This window comes from Salipiger marinus, assembly GCF_035481585.1.
Taxonomy (GTDB): domain Bacteria; phylum Pseudomonadota; class Alphaproteobacteria; order Rhodobacterales; family Rhodobacteraceae; genus Salipiger; species Salipiger marinus.
The window spans coordinates 98,587-122,815 of the sequence record NZ_JAYKSL010000004.1; the positions used below are offsets into that span (position 1 = coordinate 98,587).

Annotated in this window: 26 protein-coding genes and 1 riboswitch; of the genes, 16 read left to right on the top strand and 10 right to left on the bottom strand. The window is 67.0% G+C overall.

All coding sequences use genetic code 11. The features are described 5' to 3' along the window. Positions 1 to 35 precede the first annotated feature (35 nt). Positions 36 to 1,478: an aldehyde dehydrogenase family protein gene (locus tag VK682_RS06950; RefSeq protein ID WP_324781600.1), complete on the top strand. Its 1,443-nt coding sequence runs from the start codon at positions 36 to 38 to the stop codon at positions 1,476 to 1,478. 254 nt (positions 1,479 to 1,732) lie between these two features. Here VK682_RS06950 and VK682_RS06955 read toward each other — a convergent pair whose 3' ends face one another. Continuing rightward, the gene (locus VK682_RS06955; protein ID WP_089845705.1) at positions 1,733 to 2,044 is read right to left on the bottom strand and encodes an ETC complex I subunit; all 312 of its coding nucleotides are present in this window, start codon (positions 2,042 to 2,044) and stop codon (positions 1,733 to 1,735) included. 180 nt (positions 2,045 to 2,224) lie between these two features. Between VK682_RS06955 and uvrB the strand changes: the two genes are divergently transcribed. Further along, positions 2,225 to 4,423 carry an excinuclease ABC subunit UvrB gene (uvrB, locus tag VK682_RS06960; RefSeq protein ID WP_324781601.1) on the top strand — a complete coding sequence of 733 codons (2,199 nt, stop codon included), beginning with the start codon at positions 2,225 to 2,227 and terminating at the stop codon, positions 4,421 to 4,423. Positions 4,424 to 4,513: 90 nt separating this feature from the next. Here the strand turns inward: uvrB and VK682_RS06965 are convergent, their stop codons facing one another. After that, positions 4,514 to 4,750 carry a hypothetical protein gene (locus tag VK682_RS06965; protein ID WP_089845709.1) on the bottom strand — a complete coding sequence of 79 codons (237 nt, stop codon included), beginning with the start codon at positions 4,748 to 4,750 and terminating at the stop codon, positions 4,514 to 4,516. Between the two features lie 212 nt (positions 4,751 to 4,962). On the opposite strand from VK682_RS06965, the gene VK682_RS06970 reads away from it, so the two are divergent. Beyond that, positions 4,963 to 5,352: an excinuclease ABC subunit B gene (locus VK682_RS06970; RefSeq protein ID WP_089845711.1), complete on the top strand. Its 390-nt coding sequence runs from the start codon at positions 4,963 to 4,965 to the stop codon at positions 5,350 to 5,352. 8 nt (positions 5,353 to 5,360) lie between these two features. Here VK682_RS06970 and VK682_RS06975 read toward each other — a convergent pair whose 3' ends face one another. After that, positions 5,361 to 5,768, bottom strand: coding sequence for a universal stress protein (locus VK682_RS06975; RefSeq protein ID WP_089845713.1), 408 nt, complete (start codon positions 5,766 to 5,768; stop codon positions 5,361 to 5,363). A gap of 240 nt (positions 5,769 to 6,008) precedes the next feature. Here VK682_RS06975 and VK682_RS06980 point away from each other — a divergent pair, with 240 nt between their 5' ends. The 9 genes from VK682_RS06980 to VK682_RS07020 all read left to right on the top strand — a co-directional run bounded on the left by VK682_RS06980 (position 6,009) and on the right by VK682_RS07020 (position 12,034). Beyond that, the gene (locus VK682_RS06980) at positions 6,009 to 6,704 is read left to right on the top strand and encodes a response regulator transcription factor (RefSeq protein ID WP_230795377.1); all 696 of its coding nucleotides are present in this window, start codon (positions 6,009 to 6,011) and stop codon (positions 6,702 to 6,704) included. A gap of 149 nt (positions 6,705 to 6,853) precedes the next feature. Continuing rightward, complete coding sequence (locus VK682_RS06985) at positions 6,854 to 7,561, top strand: DUF484 family protein (protein WP_089845716.1); 708 nt, start codon at positions 6,854 to 6,856, stop codon at positions 7,559 to 7,561. Further along, complete coding sequence (locus VK682_RS06990) at positions 7,558 to 8,481, top strand: tyrosine recombinase XerC (RefSeq protein ID WP_089845718.1); 924 nt, start codon at positions 7,558 to 7,560, stop codon at positions 8,479 to 8,481. Before VK682_RS06985 ends, VK682_RS06990 begins: the two co-directional genes overlap by 4 nt. A 74-nt stretch (positions 8,482 to 8,555) precedes the next feature. Continuing rightward, on the top strand, positions 8,556 to 9,161 hold the full coding sequence (locus tag VK682_RS06995; protein ID WP_230795378.1) for a glutathione S-transferase: 606 nt from the start codon (positions 8,556 to 8,558) through the stop codon (positions 9,159 to 9,161). Positions 9,162 to 9,242: 81 nt separating this feature from the next. Further along, positions 9,243 to 9,920 (top strand): phosphatidylserine decarboxylase, encoded by a 678-nt coding sequence (locus VK682_RS07000; RefSeq protein WP_230795379.1) that lies wholly within the window; start codon positions 9,243 to 9,245, stop codon positions 9,918 to 9,920. Next, positions 9,910 to 10,707, top strand: a complete 798-nt coding sequence (gene pssA / locus VK682_RS07005; RefSeq protein WP_230795381.1) for a CDP-diacylglycerol--serine O-phosphatidyltransferase — start codon at positions 9,910 to 9,912, stop codon at positions 10,705 to 10,707. Before VK682_RS07000 ends, pssA begins: the two co-directional genes overlap by 11 nt. Then, on the top strand, positions 10,704 to 10,994 hold the full coding sequence (locus tag VK682_RS07010) for an alkylphosphonate utilization protein (protein ID WP_089845726.1): 291 nt from the start codon (positions 10,704 to 10,706) through the stop codon (positions 10,992 to 10,994). Before pssA ends, VK682_RS07010 begins: the two co-directional genes overlap by 4 nt. 39 nt (positions 10,995 to 11,033) lie before the next feature. Then, positions 11,034 to 11,537, top strand: a complete 504-nt coding sequence (locus VK682_RS07015) for a GNAT family N-acetyltransferase (protein WP_230795382.1) — start codon at positions 11,034 to 11,036, stop codon at positions 11,535 to 11,537. Between the two features lie 77 nt (positions 11,538 to 11,614). Beyond that, complete coding sequence (locus tag VK682_RS07020) at positions 11,615 to 12,034, top strand: hypothetical protein (protein ID WP_230795383.1); 420 nt, start codon at positions 11,615 to 11,617, stop codon at positions 12,032 to 12,034. A gap of 47 nt (positions 12,035 to 12,081) precedes the next feature. On the opposite strand, the gene VK682_RS07025 is transcribed toward VK682_RS07020, so the two are convergent. Next, positions 12,082 to 12,744 (bottom strand): outer membrane protein, encoded by a 663-nt coding sequence (locus VK682_RS07025; RefSeq protein WP_230795384.1) that lies wholly within the window; start codon positions 12,742 to 12,744, stop codon positions 12,082 to 12,084. Positions 12,745 to 12,966: 222 nt separating this feature from the next. Between VK682_RS07025 and petA the strand changes: the two genes are divergently transcribed. The 3 genes from petA to VK682_RS07040 are packed head-to-tail and all read left to right on the top strand — an operon-like array spanning position 12,967 to position 15,702. Beyond that, entirely contained in the window at positions 12,967 to 13,542 is a 576-nt protein-coding gene (gene petA / locus VK682_RS07030; RefSeq protein ID WP_089846097.1) for a ubiquinol-cytochrome c reductase iron-sulfur subunit, read from the top strand. Positions 13,543 to 13,554: 12 nt separating this feature from the next. Continuing rightward, positions 13,555 to 14,895, top strand: coding sequence for a cytochrome b (gene petB, locus VK682_RS07035; protein WP_089845735.1), 1,341 nt, complete (start codon positions 13,555 to 13,557; stop codon positions 14,893 to 14,895). A gap of 18 nt (positions 14,896 to 14,913) precedes the next feature. After that, a complete protein-coding gene (locus VK682_RS07040) occupies positions 14,914 to 15,702 on the top strand; it encodes a cytochrome c1 (protein ID WP_230795385.1) in 789 nt (262 codons plus the stop codon). Between the two features lie 78 nt (positions 15,703 to 15,780). Here VK682_RS07040 and VK682_RS07045 read toward each other — a convergent pair whose 3' ends face one another. From VK682_RS07045 to thiB, 3 genes are read right to left on the bottom strand one after another with little or no spacing between them, the layout of a single operon-like run. Then, complete coding sequence (locus VK682_RS07045; protein ID WP_230795386.1) at positions 15,781 to 16,494, bottom strand: thiamine ABC transporter ATP-binding protein; 714 nt, start codon at positions 16,492 to 16,494, stop codon at positions 15,781 to 15,783. Then, a complete protein-coding gene (locus VK682_RS07050; RefSeq protein WP_230795387.1) occupies positions 16,481 to 18,022 on the bottom strand; it encodes an ABC transporter permease family protein in 1,542 nt (513 codons plus the stop codon). Before VK682_RS07050 ends, VK682_RS07045 begins: the two co-directional genes overlap by 14 nt. Further along, a complete protein-coding gene (gene thiB, locus VK682_RS07055; RefSeq protein ID WP_230795388.1) occupies positions 17,998 to 18,978 on the bottom strand; it encodes a thiamine ABC transporter substrate binding subunit in 981 nt (326 codons plus the stop codon). The genes VK682_RS07050 and thiB overlap by 25 nt, the downstream gene beginning before the upstream one ends. 37 nt (positions 18,979 to 19,015) lie before the next feature. Further along, positions 19,016 to 19,119: riboswitch (TPP riboswitch) on the bottom strand. 92 nt (positions 19,120 to 19,211) lie between these two features. On the opposite strand from thiB, the gene aroC reads away from it, so the two are divergent. Then, complete coding sequence (aroC, locus tag VK682_RS07060; protein WP_230795389.1) at positions 19,212 to 20,312, top strand: chorismate synthase; 1,101 nt, start codon at positions 19,212 to 19,214, stop codon at positions 20,310 to 20,312. Positions 20,313 to 20,346: 34 nt separating this feature from the next. Here the strand turns inward: aroC and VK682_RS07065 are convergent, their stop codons facing one another. The 3 genes from VK682_RS07065 to VK682_RS07075 all read right to left on the bottom strand — a co-directional run bounded on the left by VK682_RS07065 (position 20,347) and on the right by VK682_RS07075 (position 24,224). Beyond that, positions 20,347 to 22,221: a methyl-accepting chemotaxis protein gene (locus VK682_RS07065; RefSeq protein WP_324781602.1), complete on the bottom strand. Its 1,875-nt coding sequence runs from the start codon at positions 22,219 to 22,221 to the stop codon at positions 20,347 to 20,349. Positions 22,222 to 22,389: 168 nt separating this feature from the next. Next, entirely contained in the window at positions 22,390 to 23,502 is a 1,113-nt protein-coding gene (locus tag VK682_RS07070) for a site-specific DNA-methyltransferase (RefSeq protein ID WP_089845750.1), read from the bottom strand. 92 nt (positions 23,503 to 23,594) lie between these two features. After that, complete coding sequence (locus tag VK682_RS07075) at positions 23,595 to 24,224, bottom strand: ribonuclease HII (RefSeq protein WP_230795391.1); 630 nt, start codon at positions 24,222 to 24,224, stop codon at positions 23,595 to 23,597. Positions 24,225 to 24,229 lie beyond the last annotated feature (5 nt).

Below are 24,229 nucleotides of genomic sequence, written 5' to 3' on the forward strand. Positions count from 1 at the left end.
CGCGCGCCCCTTCAGGACAAAGGGAGAGGACAGGCATGTATCGGCTGGAGCACTGGATCGGCGGCGCCTTGGTGGCGCCAGCGCGCGGCGCCTATCTGGACGCCGTGAACCCCGCAACCGGACAGGTGGCGGGACAGGTGGCGGCAGGTGACCGCGCGGATGTCGACCGGGCCGTGGCTGCGGCGCAGGCCGCCGCCGAAGGCTGGCGCCGCTACCCCGCGGCAGAGCGGGGCCGGATCATGCTGGCCATCGCCGCCGCCCTGCGCGTCAACCGCGACCGTCTTGCGGCGCTGGAACGCGCCGATACCGGCAAGCCGCTGCCCACCGCACTGGCCGAGGTCGAGGGCAGCGCCGCCTATTTCGAATTCTACGGCAGCCTCGTCTATCTGCCTGCGGGCGATGTTCTGGACGTGGCACCCGACCAGCATGTGTTCACCCGGCGCGAGCCTTTCGGGATCGTGGGCGTGATCACGCCGTGGAACCTGCCGCTCAATCAGGCCGCGCGGGCCATCGCCCCGGCGCTGACCGCAGGCAATGTGGTGGTGGCCAAACCGTCCGAGGTGACCTCGCAGTCCACCCTCGCGCTGGCGGAACTGGCCGCCGGGGCGGGTCTGCCTGCCGGGGTGGTCAACGTGGTGCTGGGCACGGGTCCGGAGGCGGGCGAGGCGATCGTGCGCCATCCTCAGGTGCGCAAGGTGGCCTTTACCGGCTCGGTCGGCGTGGGTCAGGCCATCGGGCGCATCGCCGCCGACCGGATCATTCCGCTGACGCTGGAACTGGGCGGCAAATCCGCCAACATCATCTTCGAGGATGCCGATCTGGATCTGGCGGCGCGGGAGTCGGTCCGGGGCTTTACCCTGAACGCCGGGCAGGTCTGTTCCGCGGGCACGCGGATTCTGGTGCAGCGCGGCGTCTATGACCGCTTTCTGGACGCTGCCCGCACCGCCGCAGAGGCGCTGATCCCCGGCGACACGCTGGGCCCCATCATCACCGAGGCACAGTTTCGCCGCGTTCAGGGGTTTTTCGAGGTGGCCCGGCAGGACGGCGCGCGGCTGGTCACCGGGGGCCGGGTGGCCGAGGTGGCGGGGCATCCGCAGGGGCATTTTATCGCCCCCACGCTTTATGCCGATGTCTCGAACGACATGCGCATCGCCCGGCAGGAAATCTTTGGCCCGGTCGGGGTGGTCATCCCCTTCGACACCGAGGCAGAGGCGGTGGCGCTCGCCAATGACAGCGAGTACGGGCTGATCGGCACGCTCTGGACCCGCGATGTCAGCCGCGCGCTGCGGGTCGCGGACCGGATCGAGGCCGGGCAGATTTTTGTCAATGTCTGGAACACCATGTCGGTGCAGACCCCGTTCGGCGGCCACAAGAACAGCGGCTACGGGCGCGAAAAGGGCATCGAGGCGCTGCACCATTACGGCCATGTAAAGACCGTGACGCTTCGGGTGGACCCGGCTCCGGACGGGCGGTCTTGACCGCCTCTGCCAAGCCCGCAGCCTCGACGGCGAGGCCCCCGCTTTCCGGGTGACCAAACCATTCCGAAAGCACGCATCCCGGAAGGCTGCCTGAGGGACCGTCAGAGCCGCCTCTGCCGGGGCATTGCCCCCTGCAGAAACCCCGACCGCCGTCGCCAAAAGTCAAAGGGCGCCCAAGGGCGCCCTGCATATGGGTAAACAAAAGCCTCGGCGCACGCTGTCGCCCCTTCAGCCCTTGAGTCCGGCCTACAGCCTCAGTGCGTCCAGGCGCCGCGGCGGTCTACGGCGAAGTTTTCGGCATAGCCGCGGGCGCGGACGTTGGGCTTGCGCTTGTGCGGTTCGGTCACCACGGCCTCGATGCCGTTTTCGCGGGCATAGGCCAGCGCCGCTTCCTTGCTGTCGAAGCGCAGCCGCACCTGGCTCTGGGTGTCGGCGGAGGAGGTCCAGCCCATCAGCGGATCGACTTCGCGGGCGCTGGCGGGGGCGAAATCCAGAATCCAGTCCTTCGTCTTGCCCTGCCCCGAAGACATGGCGGTTCTGGCGGGCTGATAGATCCGTGCGCGCATGGACACTCTCCTGACATTCTGCCGCTTTATCGGCAATTCCCGCGCGCAGGGCAAGAGAGCGCCGCGGATTTTCGGCAGATCGCCCCGCCCCTGCCGCCGCAGATGGGACAGAGGGACGCGCTCTCTTGAATCCGCGCGCAGACGGGCCAATTCTGGACAGGTCTCAGGAAAGTGTCCCCCATGTCCTACGCCCATTCCGACAAATCCGCCCCTTCGGTGCTGCAGGCCGTTCCCGACCGTGCGCCACGCGAAAAGCTGGAGGGCGGGCGCCGCTTCGTGATGAAGACCGAATTCCAGCCTGCGGGCGACCAGCCGACGGCGATCGTCGAGCTGGCGCAGGGGGTGACGTCCGGAGAGCGCAATCAGGTGCTGCTGGGGGCGACCGGCACCGGCAAGACCTTTACCATGGCGAAGATCATCGAAGAGACCCAGCGCCCCGCCATCATCCTTGCGCCGAACAAGACGCTGGCGGCGCAGCTTTATGGCGAATTCAAGGGCTTCTTCCCCGACAACGCGGTGGAATACTTCGTCAGCTACTACGATTACTACCAGCCCGAAGCCTATGTGCCGCGCTCTGACACCTATATCGAGAAGGAAAGCCAGATCAACGAACAGATCGACCGGATGCGCCATTCGGCCACCCGGGCGCTGCTGGAGCGGGATGACGTGATCATCGTGGCCTCGGTCAGCTGCATCTACGGCATCGGCTCGGTGGAGACCTATGGCGCGATGACGCAGGATCTGCTGGCCGGGCAGGACTATGACCTGCGCAAGGTCATGGCCGATCTGGTGGCCCAGCAATACCGCCGCAACGACGCGGGCTTCCAGCGCGGCAGCTTCCGGGTGCGCGGCGATTCGCTGGAAATCTGGCCCGCCCACCTTGAAGACCGGGCATGGCGGCTGTCCTTCTTTGGCGAGGAACTGGAGGCGATCACCGAATTCGACCCGCTGACCGCCGAAAAGACCGGCAGTTTCGACCGCATCCGCGTTTATGCCAATTCGCACTACGTGACCCCAAAGCCCACGATGAATCAGGCGGTGATCGCCATCAAGAAAGAGCTGCGGCAGCGGCTTGACCAGCTGGTGAACGAGGGCAAGCTGCTGGAGGCGCAGCGGCTGGAACAGCGCACCAATTTCGACATCGAGATGCTGGAGGCGACCGGCGTCTGCAACGGCATCGAGAACTATTCGCGCTACCTGACCGGACGCGCCCCTGGCGAGCCGCCGCCCACGCTGTTCGAATTCATCCCCGACACCGCCATCGTCTTTGCGGATGAATCCCACGTCACCGTGCCGCAGATCGGCGGCATGTACAAAGGCGACTTCCGGCGCAAGATGACGCTGGCCGAACATGGCTTCCGCCTTCCCTCCTGCATGGACAACCGCCCGCTGAAATTCGAGGAATGGGACGCGATGCGCCCGCAATCGGTGTTCGTGTCCGCCACACCTTCGGCATGGGAACTGGAACAGGCGGGCGGCGTCTTTACCGAACAGGTGATCCGCCCCACCGGGCTGCTGGATCCGCAGGTGGAAATCCGCCCCGTCGAGATGCAGGTGGACGATCTGCTGGACGAGATCCGCCGGGTGGCGGCGGCAGGCTTCCGCACGCTGGCCACGGTGCTGACCAAACGCATGGCCGAGGATCTGACCGAATACCTGCACGAACAGGGCATCCGCGTGCGCTACATGCACAGCGACATCGACACGATCGAACGGATCGAGATCCTGCGCGACCTGCGGCTTGGCACCTTCGACGTGCTGGTGGGCATCAACCTGCTGCGCGAAGGTCTGGACATCCCCGAATGCGGGCTGGTGGCGATTCTGGATGCCGACAAGGAAGGCTTCCTGCGGTCGGAAACCTCGCTGATCCAGACCATCGGGCGTGCCGCGCGGAACGCCGAAGGCCGGGTCATCATGTATGCCGACCGCATGACCGGCAGCATGGAACGGGCGATCGGCGAGACCAACCGCCGCCGCGAAAAGCAGATCGCCTATAACGTCGAACACGGGATCACCCCCGCCACGGTCAAGAAGAACGTCGATGACATTCTGGCCGGGCTCTACAAGGGCGATACCGACATGAACCGCGTGACGGCCAAGATCGACCCCAAGCTGCAGGGATCGAACATGCGCGCGGTGCTGGAGGGGCTCAAGACCGACATGCGCAAGGCCGCCGAGAATCTGGAATTCGAGGAGGCGGCGCGGCTGCGCGACGAGGTCAAGCGGCTGGAGGCGGTGGAGCTTGCCCTGCAGGACGATCCGCTGGCGCGGCAGTCGGCGGTGGATCAGGCGGCAGAAGCGGCGGTGGGCGGGCGTGGCCGGTCCACCGGGGGCCGCGCCGGGCAGCGCGGCGGCAACGTCAAGCGCCGCGGCCGCTAGAGCACGCCCCGCGCAAGAAAAACCCCCGCAGCGCGCAGCTGCGGGGGCGTCGTGCCCGGCTGGACGCGGGGGCGTCCGTCGGATCAAGGATCAGTTGGAGTTTTCTTCGGGCGGGGTCACATCGACGGTGGGCACTTCGATGGTTTCGGTGGTGGTGCCCACGTCCACATCACCCACATCGGCCTCGACCTCGGGCATGTTGCCGCCTTCGACGCTGACCTCGGGCATCGAGCCCTCTTCGGTGACGTTGAAATCGATCATATAGGCCCCGACGGCGATCACGATGGCGGCGGCGACCACGAGGCCGATGATGGATCCGGTTTTCATGTCCTGCTCCTTGGCTTTTGTTGCGAGCCGCGGCTTGTCGCAGCGGCGTTCCCTCAAGCAACTGTGAGGCGGGCGTGCAGGTTCCCGGATTTATTTCCGGAACCTCCCCGCGCGGCCCCGCGTTAACCGTGCCTTGTCCGCCGGATCACGGCGGCGCGACGGGGGCCGCGCGCCCCTCGACAGGGGGCAGAGGCCGCGCTACGTATCTTGCCATGCGCGCATCTCTCCTGCTTCTCCTGCTTGTCCTGACCGCCTGCGGCACCCCGCAGGAACGCTGCGTCCGCGACGCGGCGGCGCCCTATCGCGACGCGCTCAAGGAACGGCAGCGCATCGCGCAGGATCTGTCGCGCGGCTTCACCTACGAGACCGAATTTGAACGGGTGGAGCGTTTTACGTGGTGCCGCGGCCCCAAGGGCAGCGCCTATCCCTGCTGGGAAACCGACATGGAGCCGGTCACCCGCCGCGTGCCGGTGGACCGTGCCGTGCTGCGCGCCCGCGACGCCGATCTGGCGCGGTCGCTGCCCACCCTGCGCAGCGATGCCCAGCAGGGCACCGCCGAATGCCGCATCGCCTTTCCGGAGCCGGAAACCGCCCCGACCTGACCCGGCTGTCAGCGCAGCACATGCACCGAACAGGCCGCATGACGCACCACCATCGAGGCGGTGGATCCCAGCAGCAGATCGCTCATCCCCGGACGGTGCGAGGCAATGACGATCAGGTCGCTGCCCTGCTCCGCCGCATAGTCAAGGATGGTGCGCCCGGAATGCCCCTCGACCACCACACCGCGCCCATGCGGCAGCGTCAGCGCCATCTGGTGCAGTTCCGCCTCCACCGCCGCGCGCGACTGCGTCACGTAATCGGCGGGCAGATAGGTGATGGCATAGCCCGGCACATGTTCCATGACATGCAGCAGGGTGATCCGCGCCTCGGGCTTGGCCAGATGGCGGGCGATGGCGATGGCGCGTTCCGTCTTCGTGTCGCTGTCAAAGGAAATCGGCACCAGAATGTTGCTATACATGAGAATCCTCCTGTCTCTGCCATGGACAGGATGCGCTATGCGAACGATGCGCACATTGATACAAATCATACCGAAGCCGCTGAGGACGCACCACATTTTGGGCGCAATCCGGGCCTAGCTTCTTGGACAGGCCGCAGAATGCGCCGCTGATCGCCACCGTCCGCCCAGAAGGTCCGGACGCCCGGCTCAGCCCCGCCCCCTTGGGTGGACGGCATCCCGACATAGAAAAGGAGCGGCCTCATGCGGTATCTGATCGCCGAAACCACATGGAAGATGATGAGCCTGTCGCATGTCCTTGCGGGCAACGGCACCCTGCTGACGCGGTGCGATCAGGCGGAAGAGATCGAGGAGTTTCACCGCGCGGGCGCCCATGACCTGCTGGTCTGCGACGCCTCGCTGCTGGTGCAGCACAGTTCGCTGGCGCGGCTGCGCGACATCAAGCCCGATGTGCCGATCTGCCTGCTGGCGCGCAACGCCGCCTCGGACCAGACCGCCGCATGGCTGATGGCGGGCGCCGATGCGGTGCTGCCCGACAGCGCCGCCCTGACCGAGATGGCGGCCCGGCTGAACGCCGTGGCCCGCCGCGCGCTGGGGGTCGCCCGGCCCGTGCTGGAATGCGGCCCGCTGCTGCTGGATCTGGAACTGCGCCGCGCCCGGGTCGGCGAGGTCACGCTGTCGCTGTCGCCCAAGCTTTACGAGCTGCTGGAATTTCTGGCCCTGCGCCCCGGCAGGCTCGCCTCCCGCGAGGAGCTGATGAGCCATGTCTATGGCTTTGAAAACGAACCGGCGCCGCGGGTGTTCGACGTGTATATGTGCAACCTGCGCTCGCATCTCTCCTCGCTCAAGGGCGCGCTCGCCATCGAGACGGTGCGCGGCGAAGGCTATCGCCTGCAGGTCACCGAACGCCGGGGTACTGCCCGCCCGCTGGCCGCCTGATCCGGACCGGGGGACGGGTGCCGCCTGCGCCCGCCCCCCTGACCGATGCGCAACAGCACGCCGAAACCCGACTTTTGGGGCGAAATACCTGACGCGCCGTCTGGCCGGACCTGATAGGGTCGACGCCAAAAGAAACCCAAGAGACAGCCATGAGCAGCAGTTCGCGTATCGACGAAACCCTGCGCGAAGAGATCATCTCGCGCCCCGACATTATTCTGGACGACCGGGATCTGATGCAGGCGCTGATCGCGTCCAACGAGCGTGCGATGGGCGGCAACATCGTCGATCTGCGCGGCATCGCCATGGAACGGCTGGAGGCCCGGCTGGACCGGCTGGAGGACACGCATCGCAGCGTGATCGCCGCCGCCTATGAAAACCTTGCCGGCACCAACCAGATTCACCGCGCCGTGCTGCGCATGCTGGATCCCATCGAATTCGAGCCCTTCCTGCGCGATCTGGCGGGGGATGTGGCGGCGATCCTGCGGGTCGACGTGATGCGGCTGGTGCTGGAATCGACCCAGTCCGACCGCGACAGCGCGGTGCGCCGCGTCGGAGAGGTGCTGTCGGCGGCAGAGCCCGGCTTCATCGAGGATTACATCACCGAAGGCCGCAACATCCCGCTGCGGCAGGTCACGCTGCGGCAGCTGGCGGGGGGCGATGCGCGCATCTATGGCGACCGCGCCGCGTGGATCCGCTCCGAAGCCTGCCTGAAGCTGGATTTTGGCCCCGGTCGCCTGCCCGGCCTGCTGGCCATGGGATCGGAGGATCCGCACCTGTTCACGCCGCAGCAGGGCACCGACCTTCTGGGCTTTTTTGCGGGCGTGTTCGAACGGACGATGCGCCGGTATCTGTCATGACACTGGAGATCTCTGCCGCCGCCCGCGACGCGCTGCAGACATGGCTCGCCTCGGCGCGGGCGCTGAACGGGGTGTCGGAAAACACCGTGACCGCCTATCGCGGCGACGTGCTGGATTTCATCACCTTCCAGACCCGGCATCACGGCGAACCGCAGGGGCTGGCGCCGCTGGCGCGCATCACCACCTCGGACATGCGGGCCTTTCTGGCGCATCTGCGCGCCGAGGGCGTGGCCTCGCGTTCCATGGCGCGCAAGCTGTCGGCGGTCAAAAGCTTCTACCGCTGGCTGGCCGAACGCGAGGGGTTCGAACCCACCGCCGTGCTGTCGGCCCGGTCGCCCAAGTTCCAGAAGAAGCTGCCGCGCCCGCTGACCGAAGACGCCGCCCGCGCCATGATCGGCACGGTGGAGATGCAGTCGCAGCAGGGCTGGATCGGCGCACGCGACGCGGCGGTGATCACCCTGCTTTACGGCTGCGGCCTGCGCATCTCCGAAGCGCTGGGGCTGACGGGATCGCACTGGCCCTTTGGCAGCGCCCTGCGCATCCTCGGCAAGGGCAACAAGGAACGCATTGTGCCGGTGCTGCCGGTGGCGCAGCGCGCCGTCGCCACCTATCTCGATCTCTGCCCATGGCCCATGGCCCCCGATCTGGCGCTGTTCCGGGGCGCGCGCGGCGGTCCGCTGAACGCGCGGCTGATCCAGAAGGTCACCGAACAGGCGCGGATGCAGCTTGGCCTGCCCGCCACCGCCACCCCCCATGCCATGCGCCACAGCTTCGCCACGCATCTTCTGGCGGCGGGCGGCGATCTGCGCGCGATTCAGGAACTGCTCGGCCATGCCTCGCTGTCGACGACGCAGGCCTATACCTCGGTGGATCAGGTGCATCTGATGAAGGTCTACGAGGCGACACATCCCAAGGCGTGACGCCCAAGGATGCCGTTTCCCTTTCAGGGCCCGTCGCGTTAGGCTCCGGCCATACGAGACAGGAGACCGTTCGCATGAAACTGCTCAAGGCCGGGCCCTCGCCCTTTGTCCGCAAGGTTCTGGTGACCCTGCACGAAACCGACCAGATCGGCGATGTGGACATGGTGGATGTCACCGCCTCGCCCGTGGCGCCCGACCCGGCGCTGATCGCGGCCAACCCGGTGGGCAAGATCCCCGCGCTGGTGCGCCCCGACGGGCCCGCCCTGTATGACAGCCGGGTGATCTGCCGCTTTCTGGACCATCGCGCACAGACCGGGCTTTATCCCGACTCCCGGATCTGGGACACCCTGACGCTGGAGGCCACGGCGGATGGCATCATGGATGCCGCCGTGCTCATCATCTACGAAGAACGCTTCCGCCCGCGCGAACAGGTGTCGATGGACTGGATCGAAGGCCAGTGGGGCAAGGTCGCGCGCGCGCTCGACGCGCTGGAAACGCGCTGGCTCAGCCATCTGGCCGGACCGCTGGACATGGGCCAGATCGCCGTGGCCTGCGCGCTGGGATATCTGGATTTCCGCCATGACGCGCGCAAATGGCGCACCGGGCGGGACGGGCTGGCACGCTGGCACGAGGCGTTCTGCACCCGCCCGTCGATGGTGGCGACCGATCCCATGGCGTGACGCCCCGTCCGCGGGACTTGCATCGCAGGCCCCGCGGGCTTAGCTGCGGACCACCTCACGTCCTGAAAGGAGCCCCGCCCGATGCGGATGCGCGACACGTTCATCAAGCCCATGCACCCCGAAGGCCGCAAGTTCGTGGCGATTTTCGCCGCGATCTCGCTGGTCCTGTTCCTGATCTGGGATCCGCTGGGCTGGCTCGGCGTCGGGCTGACGGTCTGGTGCTACTACTTCTTCCGCGATCCCGAACGGGTGGTGCCGCAGCGCCCCGGCCTGCTGGTCAGCCCCGCCGATGGCATCGTGTCGCTGATCGAACCCGCCGTGCCCCCCGCCGAACTGGGCATGGGCCCCGAGGCACGCACCCGCGTGTCGGTGTTCATGTCGGTGTTCAACTGCCATGTGAACCGCTCTCCGGCGGCGGGCGAACTCGTCAAGATGGCCTATCGTCCGGGCAAGTTCCTCAACGCCTCGCTGGACAAGGCGTCGGAGGACAATGAACGCCACGCCCTGCGGATCCGGCTGGAAGACGGGCGCGAGATCGCCGTGGTGCAGATTGCCGGTCTGGTGGCGCGGCGCATCATGTGGTGGAAATCCGAAGGCGACCATCTGGCGCGCGGCGAACGGTTCGGGCTGATCCGCTTCGGCTCGCGGCTGGATGTCTACCTGCCCGATGGCGTGGCGCCGCAGGTGCTGATCGGCCAGACCATGACGGCGGGCGAAAGCGTGATCGCCGATCTGCGGAGCCCCGCTGATGGCGCCTGAGCAGCCCCCCACCCCGTCGCCCGTGCCCCCCAAGGAGCGTGCCGCCGAAAAGCTGACGCTGGTGCAGCTTCTGCCCAACATGCTGACCGTGCTGGCGATCTGTGCCGGGCTGACCGCGATCCGCTTCGGGCTGCAGGGATCCTATGAATTCGCCGTGCAGCTGATCATGGTGGCCGCCGTGCTGGACGGGCTGGACGGGCGGCTGGCCCGCGCGCTGAAATCCGAAAGCGGCATGGGGGCGGAACTGGACAGCCTCGCCGATTTCATGAACTTCGGCGTGGCCCCTGCCCTGCTGCTTTACACATGGGCGCTGGAGGACAGCCGGAATTTCGGCTGGCTCGCGGTGCTGGCCTATGCCGTCTGCGCCGTGGTGCGGCTGGCCCGGTTCAACGTGATGCGCAAATCCGAAGACAAGGCGCATGACAACGCCTATTTCACCGGCGTGCCCTCGCCCGCCGGGGCCATGCTGGTGCTGCTGCCGATGTATCTGAGCTTTGCTTTCGGCAGCGGGCCCTTCCTGCCCGATCTGGTGATCGCGGGCTGGATGGTGCTGACCGGCTTTTCCATGATCAGCCGCGTGCCGACATGGTCGTTCAAGACCACGCGCATTCCGCGCCGCAACGTGAAATACCTGCTGCTGGGGGTGGCGCTGGCCATTGCCGCCGTGGCCACCTATGCGTGGATCACGCTGGCGGTGTTCTGCGTGGTCTATGTGGCTGCCGTCTTCGTCATGATGCCCCGCAAGCGCGCCCTGACCGGCGCCGACCCGCATGAGGACCGGCCATGAGCGATGAAGATTACGTCTATGACGAAGCAAGCGGCGAATGGCGCCCCGCCTCCGAGCTGTCGCAGCCCGAAAGCGTGGTGGTGCGCGACGCCTCCGGCACGGTGCTGGCGGATGGCGATTCCGTGGTGCTGGTCAAGGATCTGAAGGTCAAGGGCGCGGGGCAGACGCTGAAACAGGGCACGGTGATCCGGTCGATCCGGCTGACCGACAACCCCGAAGAAATCGACTGCCGCCACGACACCATCAAGGGGCTGGTGCTGCGCACGGAATTCGTGCGCAAGCGCTAGGGCGCACATGGGGCCGCTGACAAACCGAAGGCCGGGCCCATGACCCTAACCCTGCGACCGCTGCGCGCCGAAGATTGCCGTGACGCCGCGCGCATCTTCTTCTGCGCGGTCCATGACGGCACGCGCCACGCCTATACGCTGCAGGAGCGGCGGGCATGGGCCGGAGACAGCATCGACCTGCCGCGCTGGCAGACCCGCCTTGCCAGCCTGACCGGCTTTGTCGCGGTAGAAAACGCCGAGCCAGTCGGCTTCATGGCCATGATCCCGGACGGCCACCTTGATCTCGCCTTCGTGCTGCCCTCCTGCGCGGGCCGGGGCATCGGTCGCGCCCTGCTTGACGCGGTCGAGGCGCAGGCCCGTGCGCTCGGCCTCGGGCGGCTCACCACCCATGCAAGCCTTGCCGCGCGGCCTTTCTTTGCAAGGCAGGGCTGGCGCGTGATGTCAGAGGAGACGGTGCTGCGCGCGGGTGTCAGCCTCCGCCGTTTCGCCATGGACCGGCAGCTTGGCGATGCCCGCGACCAGCCCTGCGACATCCGGCGTTGACCTGCCCGCCCCGCGACGGGCAAGCTGGTCATGTGCCGGGTGCCGGCGCGGATATTCCCGCAGATTCAAGGACTGAGATGACTTATTCTGACAGACTGGTGCTTTCGACGCGGCTTGGCCTTTGCGCGGGCCTGATGCTGGCGCTAGGCGGGTGCGGCGGCGGCTCCTCGGGGGCGGGGATCGCCACCAGCAACCCCAACTTCTTTTCCGGCTCCGTGTCGGAGGCAACCATGACCGGCAGCTTCAACCCTGCAGGCTACAGCGCGGCACAGGTGCAGGGCCTCGTCTCGCAGGTCTGCGCCGATGGCGGTCTGGCGGGCTTTGGCACCGCACCGCGCGAGGACGGGCTGACCGGCTTCTCGGCCAGCTGCGCCACGTGGCGCGACAACGCGCGGGCTGTGGAGTTTGAGCGGACAGGTCCGCAAAGCGTGATGATCGAGATCACAGGAAGCAGCAGCGGCAACATGACCTACAGCCGGATCGAGGCGCAGGGCTGAACGGGTCCGGCGCGGGGCAAGGGCTGCGGCCCTGCCCCCTGCCCTGTTCAGAATTTCAGCGTCAGGCCGACATTCAGCGCGTTGGTCTTGATGTCGGTCTTGAGCGTGCCGCCCTCGTCCAGATCGGCCTCGTTCCACGAATAGGTGAACTGATATTCGCCAAAGACCGAGACGCGGTCGGTGATGGGGTAGCTGACGCCCGCCAGCAGGCGCGCGGCGGGGCCGGTCAGCTGATATTCGAAAGTGTCATCGGTGCCGCCGGTGGTCGCCACCTCGACATGGGGGATCGACACGCCCAGACCTGCGCCCGCGTAAGGCGTGGCGCTGCCCCAGAGACCGGGCCAGCGCTGCATCGCATTCAGCGTCAGGATGTTGATGCCGTCGGTGAATTCCAGCGTGTCAAAGCCCGCATCGTCGCGGTCATCCTCGTTGGCATAGACCTTGGCATGGGTGAATTCCAGCGCCACACCAAAGGTGTCAGTGCGCCACCACGTGCCGCGCAGACCGTAATAGGGCGGCATCTCGAAGGACTTGCCCTCCCAGCCGATCAGCTCGTCGAAGCTGGCGCCGGTGCCGGGATAGTCGCCTTCGATGCGGCTGTGCGGCGAGGTCTGCCAGCCGGTATAGACCGACAGGTCATAGTCCTGCGCCGCAGCGGGCGCCGCGATGGCCGCTGCAACCAGAGCGGTCGATAGAATCAGTGCTTTCATGCCCATGCCTCCGGGAGGGAACCGTCCCCCGCGCGGGGACATAACCACCGCCGATGCGGAGTTTCAACCGCGACACATCCGCACTCTTGCCAGTGTGGCGTTCAAGTTTGCTTTACGGCCCTGCGGCATGCCGCTAATAACGCGGTCGGAAATGCCGCGCTTGCCCGCGGCCTATCTGCGTTTGGGCCGACGCGCGGCCCCCGAGGAATGGAGAAGACCCCCGTGTCACAAGCAGAAGATCACGAAGGCACCCGGAGAGATTTCCTCTTCTACGCCACCGGCGGCGCAGGCGCCGTCGCAGCCGGAGCGGCGATCTGGCCGCTGGTCAACCAGATGAACCCCTCTGCCGATGTGCGCGCCCTCAGCACGATCCGCGTCGATGTCTCTGGCGTCGAGACCGGAACGCAGCTGACGGTCAAGTGGCTGGGCAAGCCGGTCTTCATCCGCCGCCGCACCGAAACGGAAATCGAGGACTCGCGCGCCGTGACCGTCGACCAGCTGGTCGACCCGGTGGCGCGGAACGAAAACATTGATGCCGGTGCCGGCGCGCTCGACGAGAACCGCACGCTGGATGAAGCTGGCGAGTGGCTGGTCATGATGGGCGTCTGCACCCATCTGGGCTGCGTGCCGCTTGGCAATGCCGGGGAATATACTGCGGGCGGCGTGGGCGGCTGGTTCTGCCCCTGCCACGGTTCGCATTACGACACTGCCGGCCGCATCCGCAAAGGTCCGGCACCGCAGAATCTTCACGTTCCGGTCGCCTCCTTCGTGGACGACACGACCATCCTGCTGGGTTAAGGAAACGCGCACATGTCCGGTATTCCGCACGACCACTACGAACCGAAGACAGGCGGAGAGCGCTGGGTGCACAAGCGCCTGCCGATCCTTGGTCTGCTTTACGACACCATCATGATCCCCACCCCCAAGAACCTCAACTGGATGTGGATCTGGGGCATCGTCCTGACCTTCTGCCTTGCCCTGCAGATCATCACCGGCATCGTGCTGGTGATGCATTACACGCCGCATGTGGATCTGGCCTTTGCCAGCGTCGAGCACATCATGCGCAACGTGAACGGCGGCTACATGCTGCGCTACCTGCACGCCAACGGCGCCTCGCTGTTCTTCGTGGCGGTGTATCTGCACATCTTCCGCGGGCTCTATTACGGCTCCTACAAGTCCCCGCGTGAAATCACGTGGATCATCGGCATGCTGATCTATCTGGCGATGATGGGCACCGCCTTCATGGGCTACGTGCTGCCGTGGGGCCAGATGTCCTTCTGGGGCGCCACCGTGATCACCGGCCTGTTCGGCGCCATCCCGTTCATCGGCGAGCCGATCCAGACCTGGCTTCTGGGCGGACCGGCCGTGGACAATGCCACGCTGAACCGCTTCTTCTCGCTGCATTACCTGCTGCCCTTCGTCATCGCGGCGCTGGTGGCGGTGCATATCTGGGCCTTCCACACCACCGGCAACAACAACCCCACCGGGGTTGAGGTGCGCCGCACCTCCAAGGCGGATGCCGCCAAGGACACCGTGCCGTTCTGGCCCTATTTCGTCATCAAGGACCTGTTCGCGCTGGCGGTGATCCTTGCGGTCTTCTTCGCCATCGTCGGCTTCATGCCCAACTATCTGGGCCACCCCGACAACTATCTGGAAGCGAACCCGCTTTCGACACCCGCGCATATCGTGCCGGAATGGTATTTCCTGCCCTTCTACGCGATCCTGCGCGCCTTCACCTCCGAAGTCTGGGTGGTGCAGATCGCCTCCTTTGTCACCGGCGGCATCGTCGACGCGAAGTTCTTCGGCGTGCTGGCCATGTTCGGCGCCATCATCGCCATGGCGCTGGCGCCGTGGCTCGACACCTCCTCGGTGCGCTCGGGCCGCTATCGCCCGATGTTCAAGTGGTGGTTCGGCCTGCTGGTCATCGACTTCATCGCGCTGATGTGGCTGGGCGCCATGCCCGCCGAAGAGCCCTATGCCAGCTTCTCGCTGATCGCTTCGGCGTACTGGTTCGGCTATTTCTTCGTGATCCTGCCGCTGCTTGGCGTGATCGAGAAGCCGCTGCCGCAGCCCGCGACCATCGAGGAAGACTTCGATGCCCATTATTCGAAGACCGGCGGCACCAAGACCGCCGTGTCGCCGGCCGAGTAAGTGAAAGGACAAGCCACAATGTTCCGGAAAATTGCCCTTTCCGCCGCCACGGCCCTCAGCCTTGTCACCGGCAGCGCCTTTGCTGCCGGTGAGGGCGGCCATGTGACGGACTATGCCTTCTCCTTCGAAGGGCCCTTCGGCGCCTATGATCAGGCGCAGCTGCAGCGCGGCCTGCAGGTCTTCACCGAGGTCTGCTCCGCCTGTCACGGTCTGAAATACGTGCCGCTGCGCAGCCTCTCCGAAGAGGGCGGGCCCGCCCTGCCCGAGGATCAGGTCCGCGCCTATGCGGCGCAGACCTTCACCGTCTATGACCCCGAGCTGGATGAAGACCGGCCCGCGATCCCGACCGACCACTTCCCGGAGAACAACGGCGTCGGCGCGCCCGACCTGTCGCTGATGGCCAAGGCCCGCGCGGGCTTCCACGGCCCCTATGGCACCGGCCTGTCGCAGCTGTTCAACGGCATGGGCGGGGCGGAATACATCGCCTCGCTGCTCACCCATTACACCGGTGAGGAAAAGGTCGAAGCGGGCACCACCTTCTACGAAAACACCGCCTTCCCCGGCGGCTGGATCGCCATGGCCCCGCCGCTGGTGGGCGAGGACGTGGAATATGCCGATGGCCATTCCAACGAACTGCACCACGAGGCGCAGGACGTCGCGGCCTTCCTGATGTGGACGGCGGAACCGAAGATGATGGCGCGCAAGCAGGCGGGCTTTGTCGGCGTGGTCTTCCTGACCCTGCTGGCCGTGCTGCTATATCTGACCAACAAGCGGATCTGGCGCAACGTCAAGTACAAGAACGACTGACACACCCGCCCCACCGGGCTGAAGGTCAAGGCCCCGCCGCAAGGCGGGGCCTTTTCTTTGCGCGGCGTCGGGCGTGCCTTACGCCGTGCCGGAGCCAGTCCCGAGATAGGCGCGCAGCGCGGGCGGCGGGTCGGCAAACAGCGCCTCCGTCGCCACGGGCGGATGCGCGCGCCCTTCGGCCACCAGCACCGTCGCCTGCGCAAAGCGGCGGGCATCCTCGGGATCATGGCTCACCAGCAGCACCAGCGCGCCCAGATCCTCCGCCACCTCGCGCAGCAGATCGAGCATCTGCGCCTTCAGCGCCGGACCCAGTGCGGCGAAGGGTTCGTCCAGCGCCAGAATGGGCCGGGCCTGCAGCAGCACCCGCGCCAAGGCCGCGCGGCTCTGCTGCCCGCCCGACAGCGCGCCGGGGCGCCGTGCCTCCATCCCCTCCAGCCCGACGCGGGACAGGGCGGCGAGCACCCGCTCGCGCTCCGGTCCCCGCAGCCGCCTGCCATCGGGCCGCAGCGCAAGGCCAAGGTTCCGCATCAGGTCGAGATGCGGGAACAGGTTGTTTTCCTGAAACAGCAGCGCCACCGGGCGCCGGTCGGGCGGGGCGGCGGTGATGTCCTGCCCCTGCCAGAGCACCCGTCCCGCCTGCGGCGTCCGGAACCCGGCGATCAGGTCCAGCAGCGTGGACTTGCCCGCCCCCGATGGCCCCACCACCGCCACCCGCGCGCCGGGATCCAGCGCCAGATCGGCCTGCAAGGTAAAATCGGCTTCGGTGAAGCTCAGCCCCTCAAGCGTCAGCACCCATCCGCCCTCCCCTGTCGAACAGCCAGAATGCGCCGAAACTCAGCACCAAGAGCAGCAGCGCCGCCCCCGCCGCCGCGTCCATCTGGTAGGATCCCATCAGCCGGTAGACCTGCAGCGGCAGCGTCGCGCGGTCTGGATTGGCGAAAAGCGCAATCACCCCCAGATCGCCGATGGACAGCGCGGCGGTCAGCCCGGCGGCAAAGCCCAAGGGACGGCGCAGACGCGGCAGCAGCACCAGCCGCAGCCATGCCAGCGGCGTCAGCCCCAGCGTCTGCGCCAGCCGCCCGTAATCCTGCCGGGCCGCCTGCGCCTGCGGGCGCAGGATGCGCAGCGCAAAGGGCAGCGCCATCAGCGCATTGACCAGCGTGGTGACCGGCAGCGCAAGGCTCAGCGGGTTGACCAGAGGCTGCAGGATCAGGAACAGCCCCGTGCCCAGCACCAGCGGCGAGACGGCGATGCCCGCCAGCCCCACCACCTCGCCCCAGCGGCTGGCCAGCGCCAGCGCCCAGATCAGGCACAGCAGGGTGGAGGCCAGCGCCACGCTCAGCGAATGGCCCGCCGCCTGCCAGATGCCCGCATCCAGCAGCAGCAGGCCGGGCAGCCCGCGCGCGGCCACCAGCGCCAGCGGCAGCAGCAGGAACAGCGCGGCGAGCAGGATCCACAGCGCGTCCAGCGCCCGCGACCAGCCGCCCCGCGCATCCCAGCGCGGCAGCACCCGGTCGAGCCCGGCGCCAAACCCCACCCCTGCCCCCAGCCGCAGCGCCACCAGCCCCGCCGCCAGCGCAAGCCCAAGCTGGACCACCGACAGCAGCGCGGCGCGGCCCAGATCAAAATCGAAGCGCACCGCCTGATAGATCGCCAGTTCCACCGTGGTCGCCCGCGGGCCGCCACCCAGCGTCAGCGCCACGGCAAAGCTCGACAGGCAGATTACAAAGATCACCGCAAAGGCGCCGGGCGCGATGCGCGTCAGCATCGGCGCCTCCAGCGTGCGGAACAGCGCCCAAGGGCTCAGCCCCAGCGAGGCGGCAAGGCGGAACCGCTCTGCCGGGATGGCGTGCCAGCCCTGCAGCAGCAGCCGTGTCGCCAAGGGCAGGTTGAAGAACACATGCGCCAGCACCACGCCATGCAGCCCGTAAATGCTGAGCGTGGGCAGTCCTGCGGCGCGCAGCGCGCCGTTCAGCACGCCGTTCTGGCCGAACACCGCCACCAGCCCCAGCACCGCCACCAGCGTCGGCAGGATGAACGGCGCCCCCAGCAGCGCCACCAGCAGGCCGCGCCCGGCAAACCGCCGCCGCGCCAGCGCCCGCGCCAGCGGAACCGCCAGCACGGTGCTGACGGCCGCCGACAGCAGCGCCTGCCAGAGCGTGAAGCGCAGCGCCTGCCAATCGCCGGGGCCAAGCCGCCCCCAGTCGCCCGCGCGCCACAGCACCGCCGCCACCGGCCCCAGCACCAGCCCTGCCACCGCCAGTGCCGCCACTGCGGCAGGCAGGGCGCGCAGGCTCACTGCGACAGCGCCCGCCGCCACGCCTCGATCGCCTCGTCGCGCAGCGCCGCCGCCTCGTCTTCGGAATAGAACAGCACGGTCTCGGGCAGGTCCAGCTCGCGGAAACCTTCTGGCCAGCGCGCGCGCGGCAGCGCCGCCGGGAAGGACCAGTTGCCGGTCGCGATCATCTCCTGAAACTCGGGCGTCAGCAGAAATTCCATGAACTGCTGCGCAAGCTCCGGCTGGTCGGTGGAGGCGACCTTTGCCGCCAGTTCCACCATCAGGTAGTGACCTTCGGGAAAGATCGCGGCCTTCTTGCTGCGGTCATCCTCGGCGATGATGTGATAGGCGGGGCTGGTGGTGTAGCTCAGCACCATATCCGCCTCGCCCTCGGTGAACAGGCCGTAGCTTTCGGACCAGCCCCGGGTCACGGTCAGGATTTTGGGCGCAAGCTTCGCCCATGCCGCCTCGGCCTCCTCGCCGAACACCGCCTGCACCCAGAGCACCAGCGCCAGACCAGAGATGGAGCTGCGCGGATCCTGAAGGACGATCTTCAGGTCATCCGGCGCGTCCAGCAGCGCCTGAAAGCTCTGCGGCGGTTCCGCCAGCCGGTCACTATTGTAGACAAAGGCGGTGTGGCCGTAATTATAGGGCAGGAACGTGTCGTCCTGCCAGTCGATCGGCAGGGTCAGCGGCGCCAGATCGACGCCATGCGGCGCGAACAGCCCCGATTCCCGCGCCTGTTTCGTCACGTCGGTGTTCAGGCCAAAGACGACATCGGCCTCGGTCCGCGCGCCTTCCAGCAGCAGCCGGGGCAGCAGGTCGCCGGGACGGAACTGCAGGTCGCAGTTGCAGCGCGCCTCGAACATCTCTTCGATCCGGGGGCCGGGCCCCCATTCCGAAACGATGTAATCGCCCGCATAGACGGTCAGAACAGCGTCCTGCGCCAGAGCGGAACTGGCAGCCAGACATCCCGCGGCAAAGGTGATGGCCTTCATGGCATCCTCCATACTTGCGGCGAGAGGGCAAGACGGGCCAAGGGGCCGGAACCTTCCCTCCGCCGGTGTCAACCGGATCAGGTTCAACGGGTTCGCGTCGCGCATCTCAGCCGGTTCGATCCGGCACCCCGAGGTAGCGCCAGACCTAGCCCTGCGCCCCGGCTCTGGCAAGGTGAAATCCCTTGAGCGGCAGGCGGCGCTGCCCTAGGAGGGGCCGCAAAGGAGACCCGCCCATGAGCCTCAACACCTTCGGCCATCTCTTCCGCGTCACCACCTGGGGCGAAAGCCACGGGCCGGCGCTTGGCGCCACCGTGGACGGCTGCCCGCCGGGCATCGCCGTGGACGAGGCGGCGCTGCAGCGCTGGCTGGATCTGCGCAAGCCGGGACAGAACCGCTTTACCACGCAGCGGCGCGAACCCGACGCGGTGCGCATCCTGTCGGGCGTGTTCGACGGGCGGACCACCGGCACCCCGGTGCAGCTGATGATCGAAAACACCGACCAGCGGTCCAAAGATTATTCCGAGATCGCCGAGAAATTCCGCCCCGGCCATGCCGACATCACCTATTTCCAGAAATACGGCCTGCGCGACTATCGCGGCGGTGGCCGGTCCTCGGCGCGGGAAACCGCCGCGCGGGTGGCGGCGGGCGGTCTGGCCCGGGCGGTGCTGGCGCAGCTTATGCCGGGGCTGACGATCCGGGGTGCCATGGTGCAGATGGGGCCGCGCGGCATTGACCGCGCCCGGTATGACGCCGAGGAGATCGCCCGCAACCCGTTCTGGTGCCCCGATGCGCAGGCGGCGGCAGACTGGGCCGAGTATCTGGACGGGCTGCGCAAATCCGGCGAAAGCGTCGGCGCCGTCATCGAGGTGGTGGCAGAGGGCCTGCCTGCCGGTCTGGGTGCGCCGATCTATGGCAAGCTCGACACCGAACTGGCGGCGGCGATGATGTCGATCAACGCGGTCAAGGGCGTGGAGATCGGCGACGGCATGGCCGCCGCCGCGCTGACCGGCACCGAGAATGCCGACGAGATCTTCATGGGCCCCGACGGTCCGGTCTATGGCTCCAACCATGCGGGCGGCATTCTGGGCGGCATCTCCACCGGGCAGGAGGTGGTGGTGCGCTTTGCCGTCAAGCCGACCTCGTCGATCCTGACGCCGCGGCGGACCATCACGCGCGACGGCACCGAGACGGAGATCGTGACCAAAGGCCGCCACGATCCCTGCGTGGGCATCCGCGCCGTGCCGGTGGGCGAAGCGATGATGGCCTGCGTGCTGCTGGATCATCTGCTTCTGCATCGCGGTCAGGTGGGTGATGCGGGCGGGCGGATCGGCTGACCCGCCTCCGCGCCAGCTCCTGAGCCGCAGCGGCTCAGAACTCCTGCCATGAGACGCCGCCCCCCATAGCGGCGCGGATGGGCTGCACCATGACGGGTTGCGACGGCGCTGCCGGGGCAAAGCTGCTTGGCGGGGCGGAGACCGGCACCACATCGGCGAGATCCGCCCCCTCTTCGCCCACGAAGCGGCTCAGCTGCGCGCTCAGCCGCTGCGCCTCGCTGTTAAGCTGCTGGCTGGCGGAACTGGTCTCGCCGACCATGGCGGCGTTCTGCTGGGTCACCTTGTCCAGCTCTGCCACGCCCACGTTGATTTCCTGAAGCCCGGCGGCCTGCTCCCGCGCGGCGGTGGCGATCTCGGCGACCATCTCGGACACTTCGTTCACGCTTTGCACGATATCGGCCAGCGAGGCGCCGGTCTGCTCCACCAGCTGCCCGCCATCGCGCACCTGCTGCGAACTGTTGGAGACCAGCGCCTTGATCTCGCGCGCCGATTCCGAGGCCCGCTGCGCCAGCGACCGCACTTCGGAGGCCACGACGGAAAAACCCTTGCCGCTTTCCCCGGCCCGCGCCGCCTCGACCCCGGCATTCAGCGCCAGAAGGTTGGTCTGGAAGGCGATGTCGTCGATCACGCCGATGATCTGCGTGATCTGCTCGGACGAGCCCGCGATGGAGCTCATGGCGGCCAGCGCCCGCTCCATCACCAGCCCGCCCTCTTCGGCCCTGCGGCGGCCATCGGACACCCGGCGATCCGCCTCTTCGGCGCGCTCCGCCGCCGCCTTGACGCTGGAGGACAGCTCTTCAAGTGCGGCGGCGGATTCTTCCAGCGTGGCCGCCTGCACCTCGGAGCGGCGCGACATTTCGATCGACATGGTGGACAGCTCCTGCGAGTTGCGCTGCACCATCAGCGCCGAGTCCCGCAGCGAGGCGATCAGATCGCCGATCTTGCCGGCCAGAGCGTTGTAATCGTTGCAGAGCGAGACATAGCTTTCGCCAATGTCGCGCCAGTCTTCTGCGGTCATGCGGTGACCAAGCTCGCCCTGCGCCATCGCGCCCATGGCATCCCCCAGCGCCTCGAACAGCGCGATGCGGCGCTCGTTGGTCACCCGCTCCTTCTCGGCCACGGCTTCCGAATGCTGCAGCTTGTCGCGCAGCGCCTCGAGGCTGCGGGCGATGGCCCCGGCCTCGTCGCGGCGCAGCACGCCGTCGATGCGCGCGGAATATTCGCCATCGGCAATCCGCTCCACCGCGCCCGCGACCGAAAGATAGGGCCGTGACAGCACCCGCCCAAAAAACAGCGCGCCAAGCAGCGAGGCAAGCACGGCGCTGCCATTGGTGACCACAAGGATCCAGACACCCGTCTCCGCCGCCCTGACCGAGTCCTGTTCTTCGGCGACCATCAGCACATCCAGCCGGTCGCGGATCCTGCCGATGGCCGCGGTGACATCCTCCAGCGCCGGCAGCACCACGGTGGTCATCTGCAGCTCGCGCTGTTCCACAGAAATGCCGGGGGCGCCGAGCAGATCAAGAGACGGCAGCATCAGCCTTGCCTGCTCTGCCACGGCCTCGAGCTGCGGCAGGAATTCCGGTCGGCTCGATTCAGGGCGTTCGGTATCGGTAAACACCTTCGTGCCCTCGGCCACCAGACCACCGACGCCCTGCAAAACCTCGCGCGCGTCGACCAGCCCTTCGGCATTGCCATGATCAAACTCCAGCAGATGGGTGGCAGCACTGTCCACCGTCATCTGCAACCGCAGCAGATACTGGCTTTGATGGATGACATCACGGCTGAATCCGATGCGGTTGGTCATGCCCGCCTGCACGATCCAGGACGTGACCGCCACGCCCAGAGTGAGGAGCATGAACACCGATCCAAGGATCAGCAATTGGTAGCGGATGGAAAGCCTGCTCATCATCGGTCCCTTGACAGCTCGACCGGCGCTGCTTGCGCCCTGCGCTGTCGGTATCAGGGCCGGGTAAACAAAGGCTTTGAGACTGCCGGAGCATTTGCGGCACCGCAAAGAAAATCCCCGCCCGCCGACCGGCAGACGGGGATGGCGCTGCGGCAGCCTGCGCAGCGATCAGTTCGGGCGGTCGGCCAGTTCGGCGCGGATCTGCTGGCGCAGCACGTCGATCGGCACCGTCTTGCCGTCGCGCTTGAAATGCCAGTAGGTCCAGCCGTTGCAGGAGGGAGCCCCCTCCAGATGGGCGCCGACCTGATGGATCGAACCCTTCACATCCTCGCCGATCAGCGTGCCGTCGGCGCGCACCTTGGCAAGCTTGCCCGTGGCCGAAACCAGCATTTCGCCGGGCCGCAGCATGCCGCGTTCGACCACCTGCCCGAAGGGGATGCGCGGCTCCGCCCGCTTGGAACTGGACACCTCCAGCGCGGCGCGGTCCAGCGGACGGACATCGGCGATGCGCCGCTCCGCCACCTCGATATAGGCGGGTTCGCGTTCGATGCCGATCCAGTCGCGGCCCAGCATCTTGGCCACGGCGCCGGTGGTGCCGGTGCCAAAAAACGGATCCAGCACCACATCGCCGGGATTGGTCGAGCCGACCAGCACCCGGTGCAAGAGCGACATGGGCTTCTGCGTGGGATGGGCCTTGTCGCCCTGCGCGTCCTTCAGCCGCTCGCCGCCATTGCAGATCGGCAGCACCCAGTCCGACCGCATCTGGATGCCCTCGTTCAGCGCCTTCAGCGCCTCGTAATTGAAGGTATATTTCGACCCTTCGGATTTGGACGCCCAGATCATCGTCTCATGCGCGTTGGTGAACCGCTTGCCGCGGAAATTCGGCATCGGGTTCGACTTGCGCCAGACCACGTCGTTAAGGATCCAGTAGCCTTCGTCCTGCAGCGCGGTGCCGACGCGGAAAATATTGTGATAGGATCCGATCACCCAGAGCGCGCCATTGGGTTTCAGCAGCCGCCGCGCGGCCTTCAGCCATGCGCGGGTGAAGGCGTCATAGACCGAAAAGCTGGAAAACTGGTCCCAGTGATCGTCCACCGCATCGACGCGCGAATTGTCGGGGCGGTGCAGATCTCCCTTCAACTGAAGGTTGTAAGGCGGGTCCGCGAAGATCAGATCGACCGACGCTTCCGGCAGCGCATTCATCGCCTCGATGCAGTCGCCGCGCAGGATCGTGTTGAGGGGAAGCGCCGCAGCACCCTTGATCTTGGTCATCGTCGTCATTCTCTGCCTCTGGTCCCGCGGCGCGTCGGCGCGCTCTGTGGCTGGCTGCGAAGATGAGTCAAAGGTGATTCGGGGTCAATTTGTTTTTTGAATCAAACCCTTGAGATTTCGACTTGATACAAGATGTTGTGGATAGGTCGGAAAGATCTTCTATGGTGGGGCGTTATGCCCAGATTTTGCAGGGCCTGCATGTGGATTTTGGACCCATAGCCCGCGTTGGTTTCCCAGCCATAGCCCGGATGGTGTTGCGCCAAATCCCGCATCAGCGCGTCGCGGTGGATCTTGGCCACCACCGAGGCGGCGGCGATGCTGACCGAACGGGCGTCGCCGCCGATCACCGCCGTGCCCGGACAGGGCAGCGGATCGGGCAGCCGGTTGCCATCGACCAGCAGATGACCCGGCGCCACGGGCAGCGCCGCGACCGCCCGGCGCATGGCCAGCAGACTCGCCTGCAGGATGTTCAGCCTGTCGATTTCCTCGACCGTCGCCACGCCCAGCCCGACCCCCGCCACCGCGCGGATCATCGGCTCCAGCGCCTCGCGGCGCTTCTGGCTCAGCTTCTTTGAATCGTTCAGCCCCTCGGGGATGCGGGCCATGTCCAGCACCACGGCGGCGGCCACCACGGGCCCTGCCAGCGGGCCACGGCCCACCTCGTCCACCCCGGCGACAAGGGTGCCCTGCGCCCAGTGCGGCGCCTCGAATGTCGAATCCGGTCCGGTCATGCGCC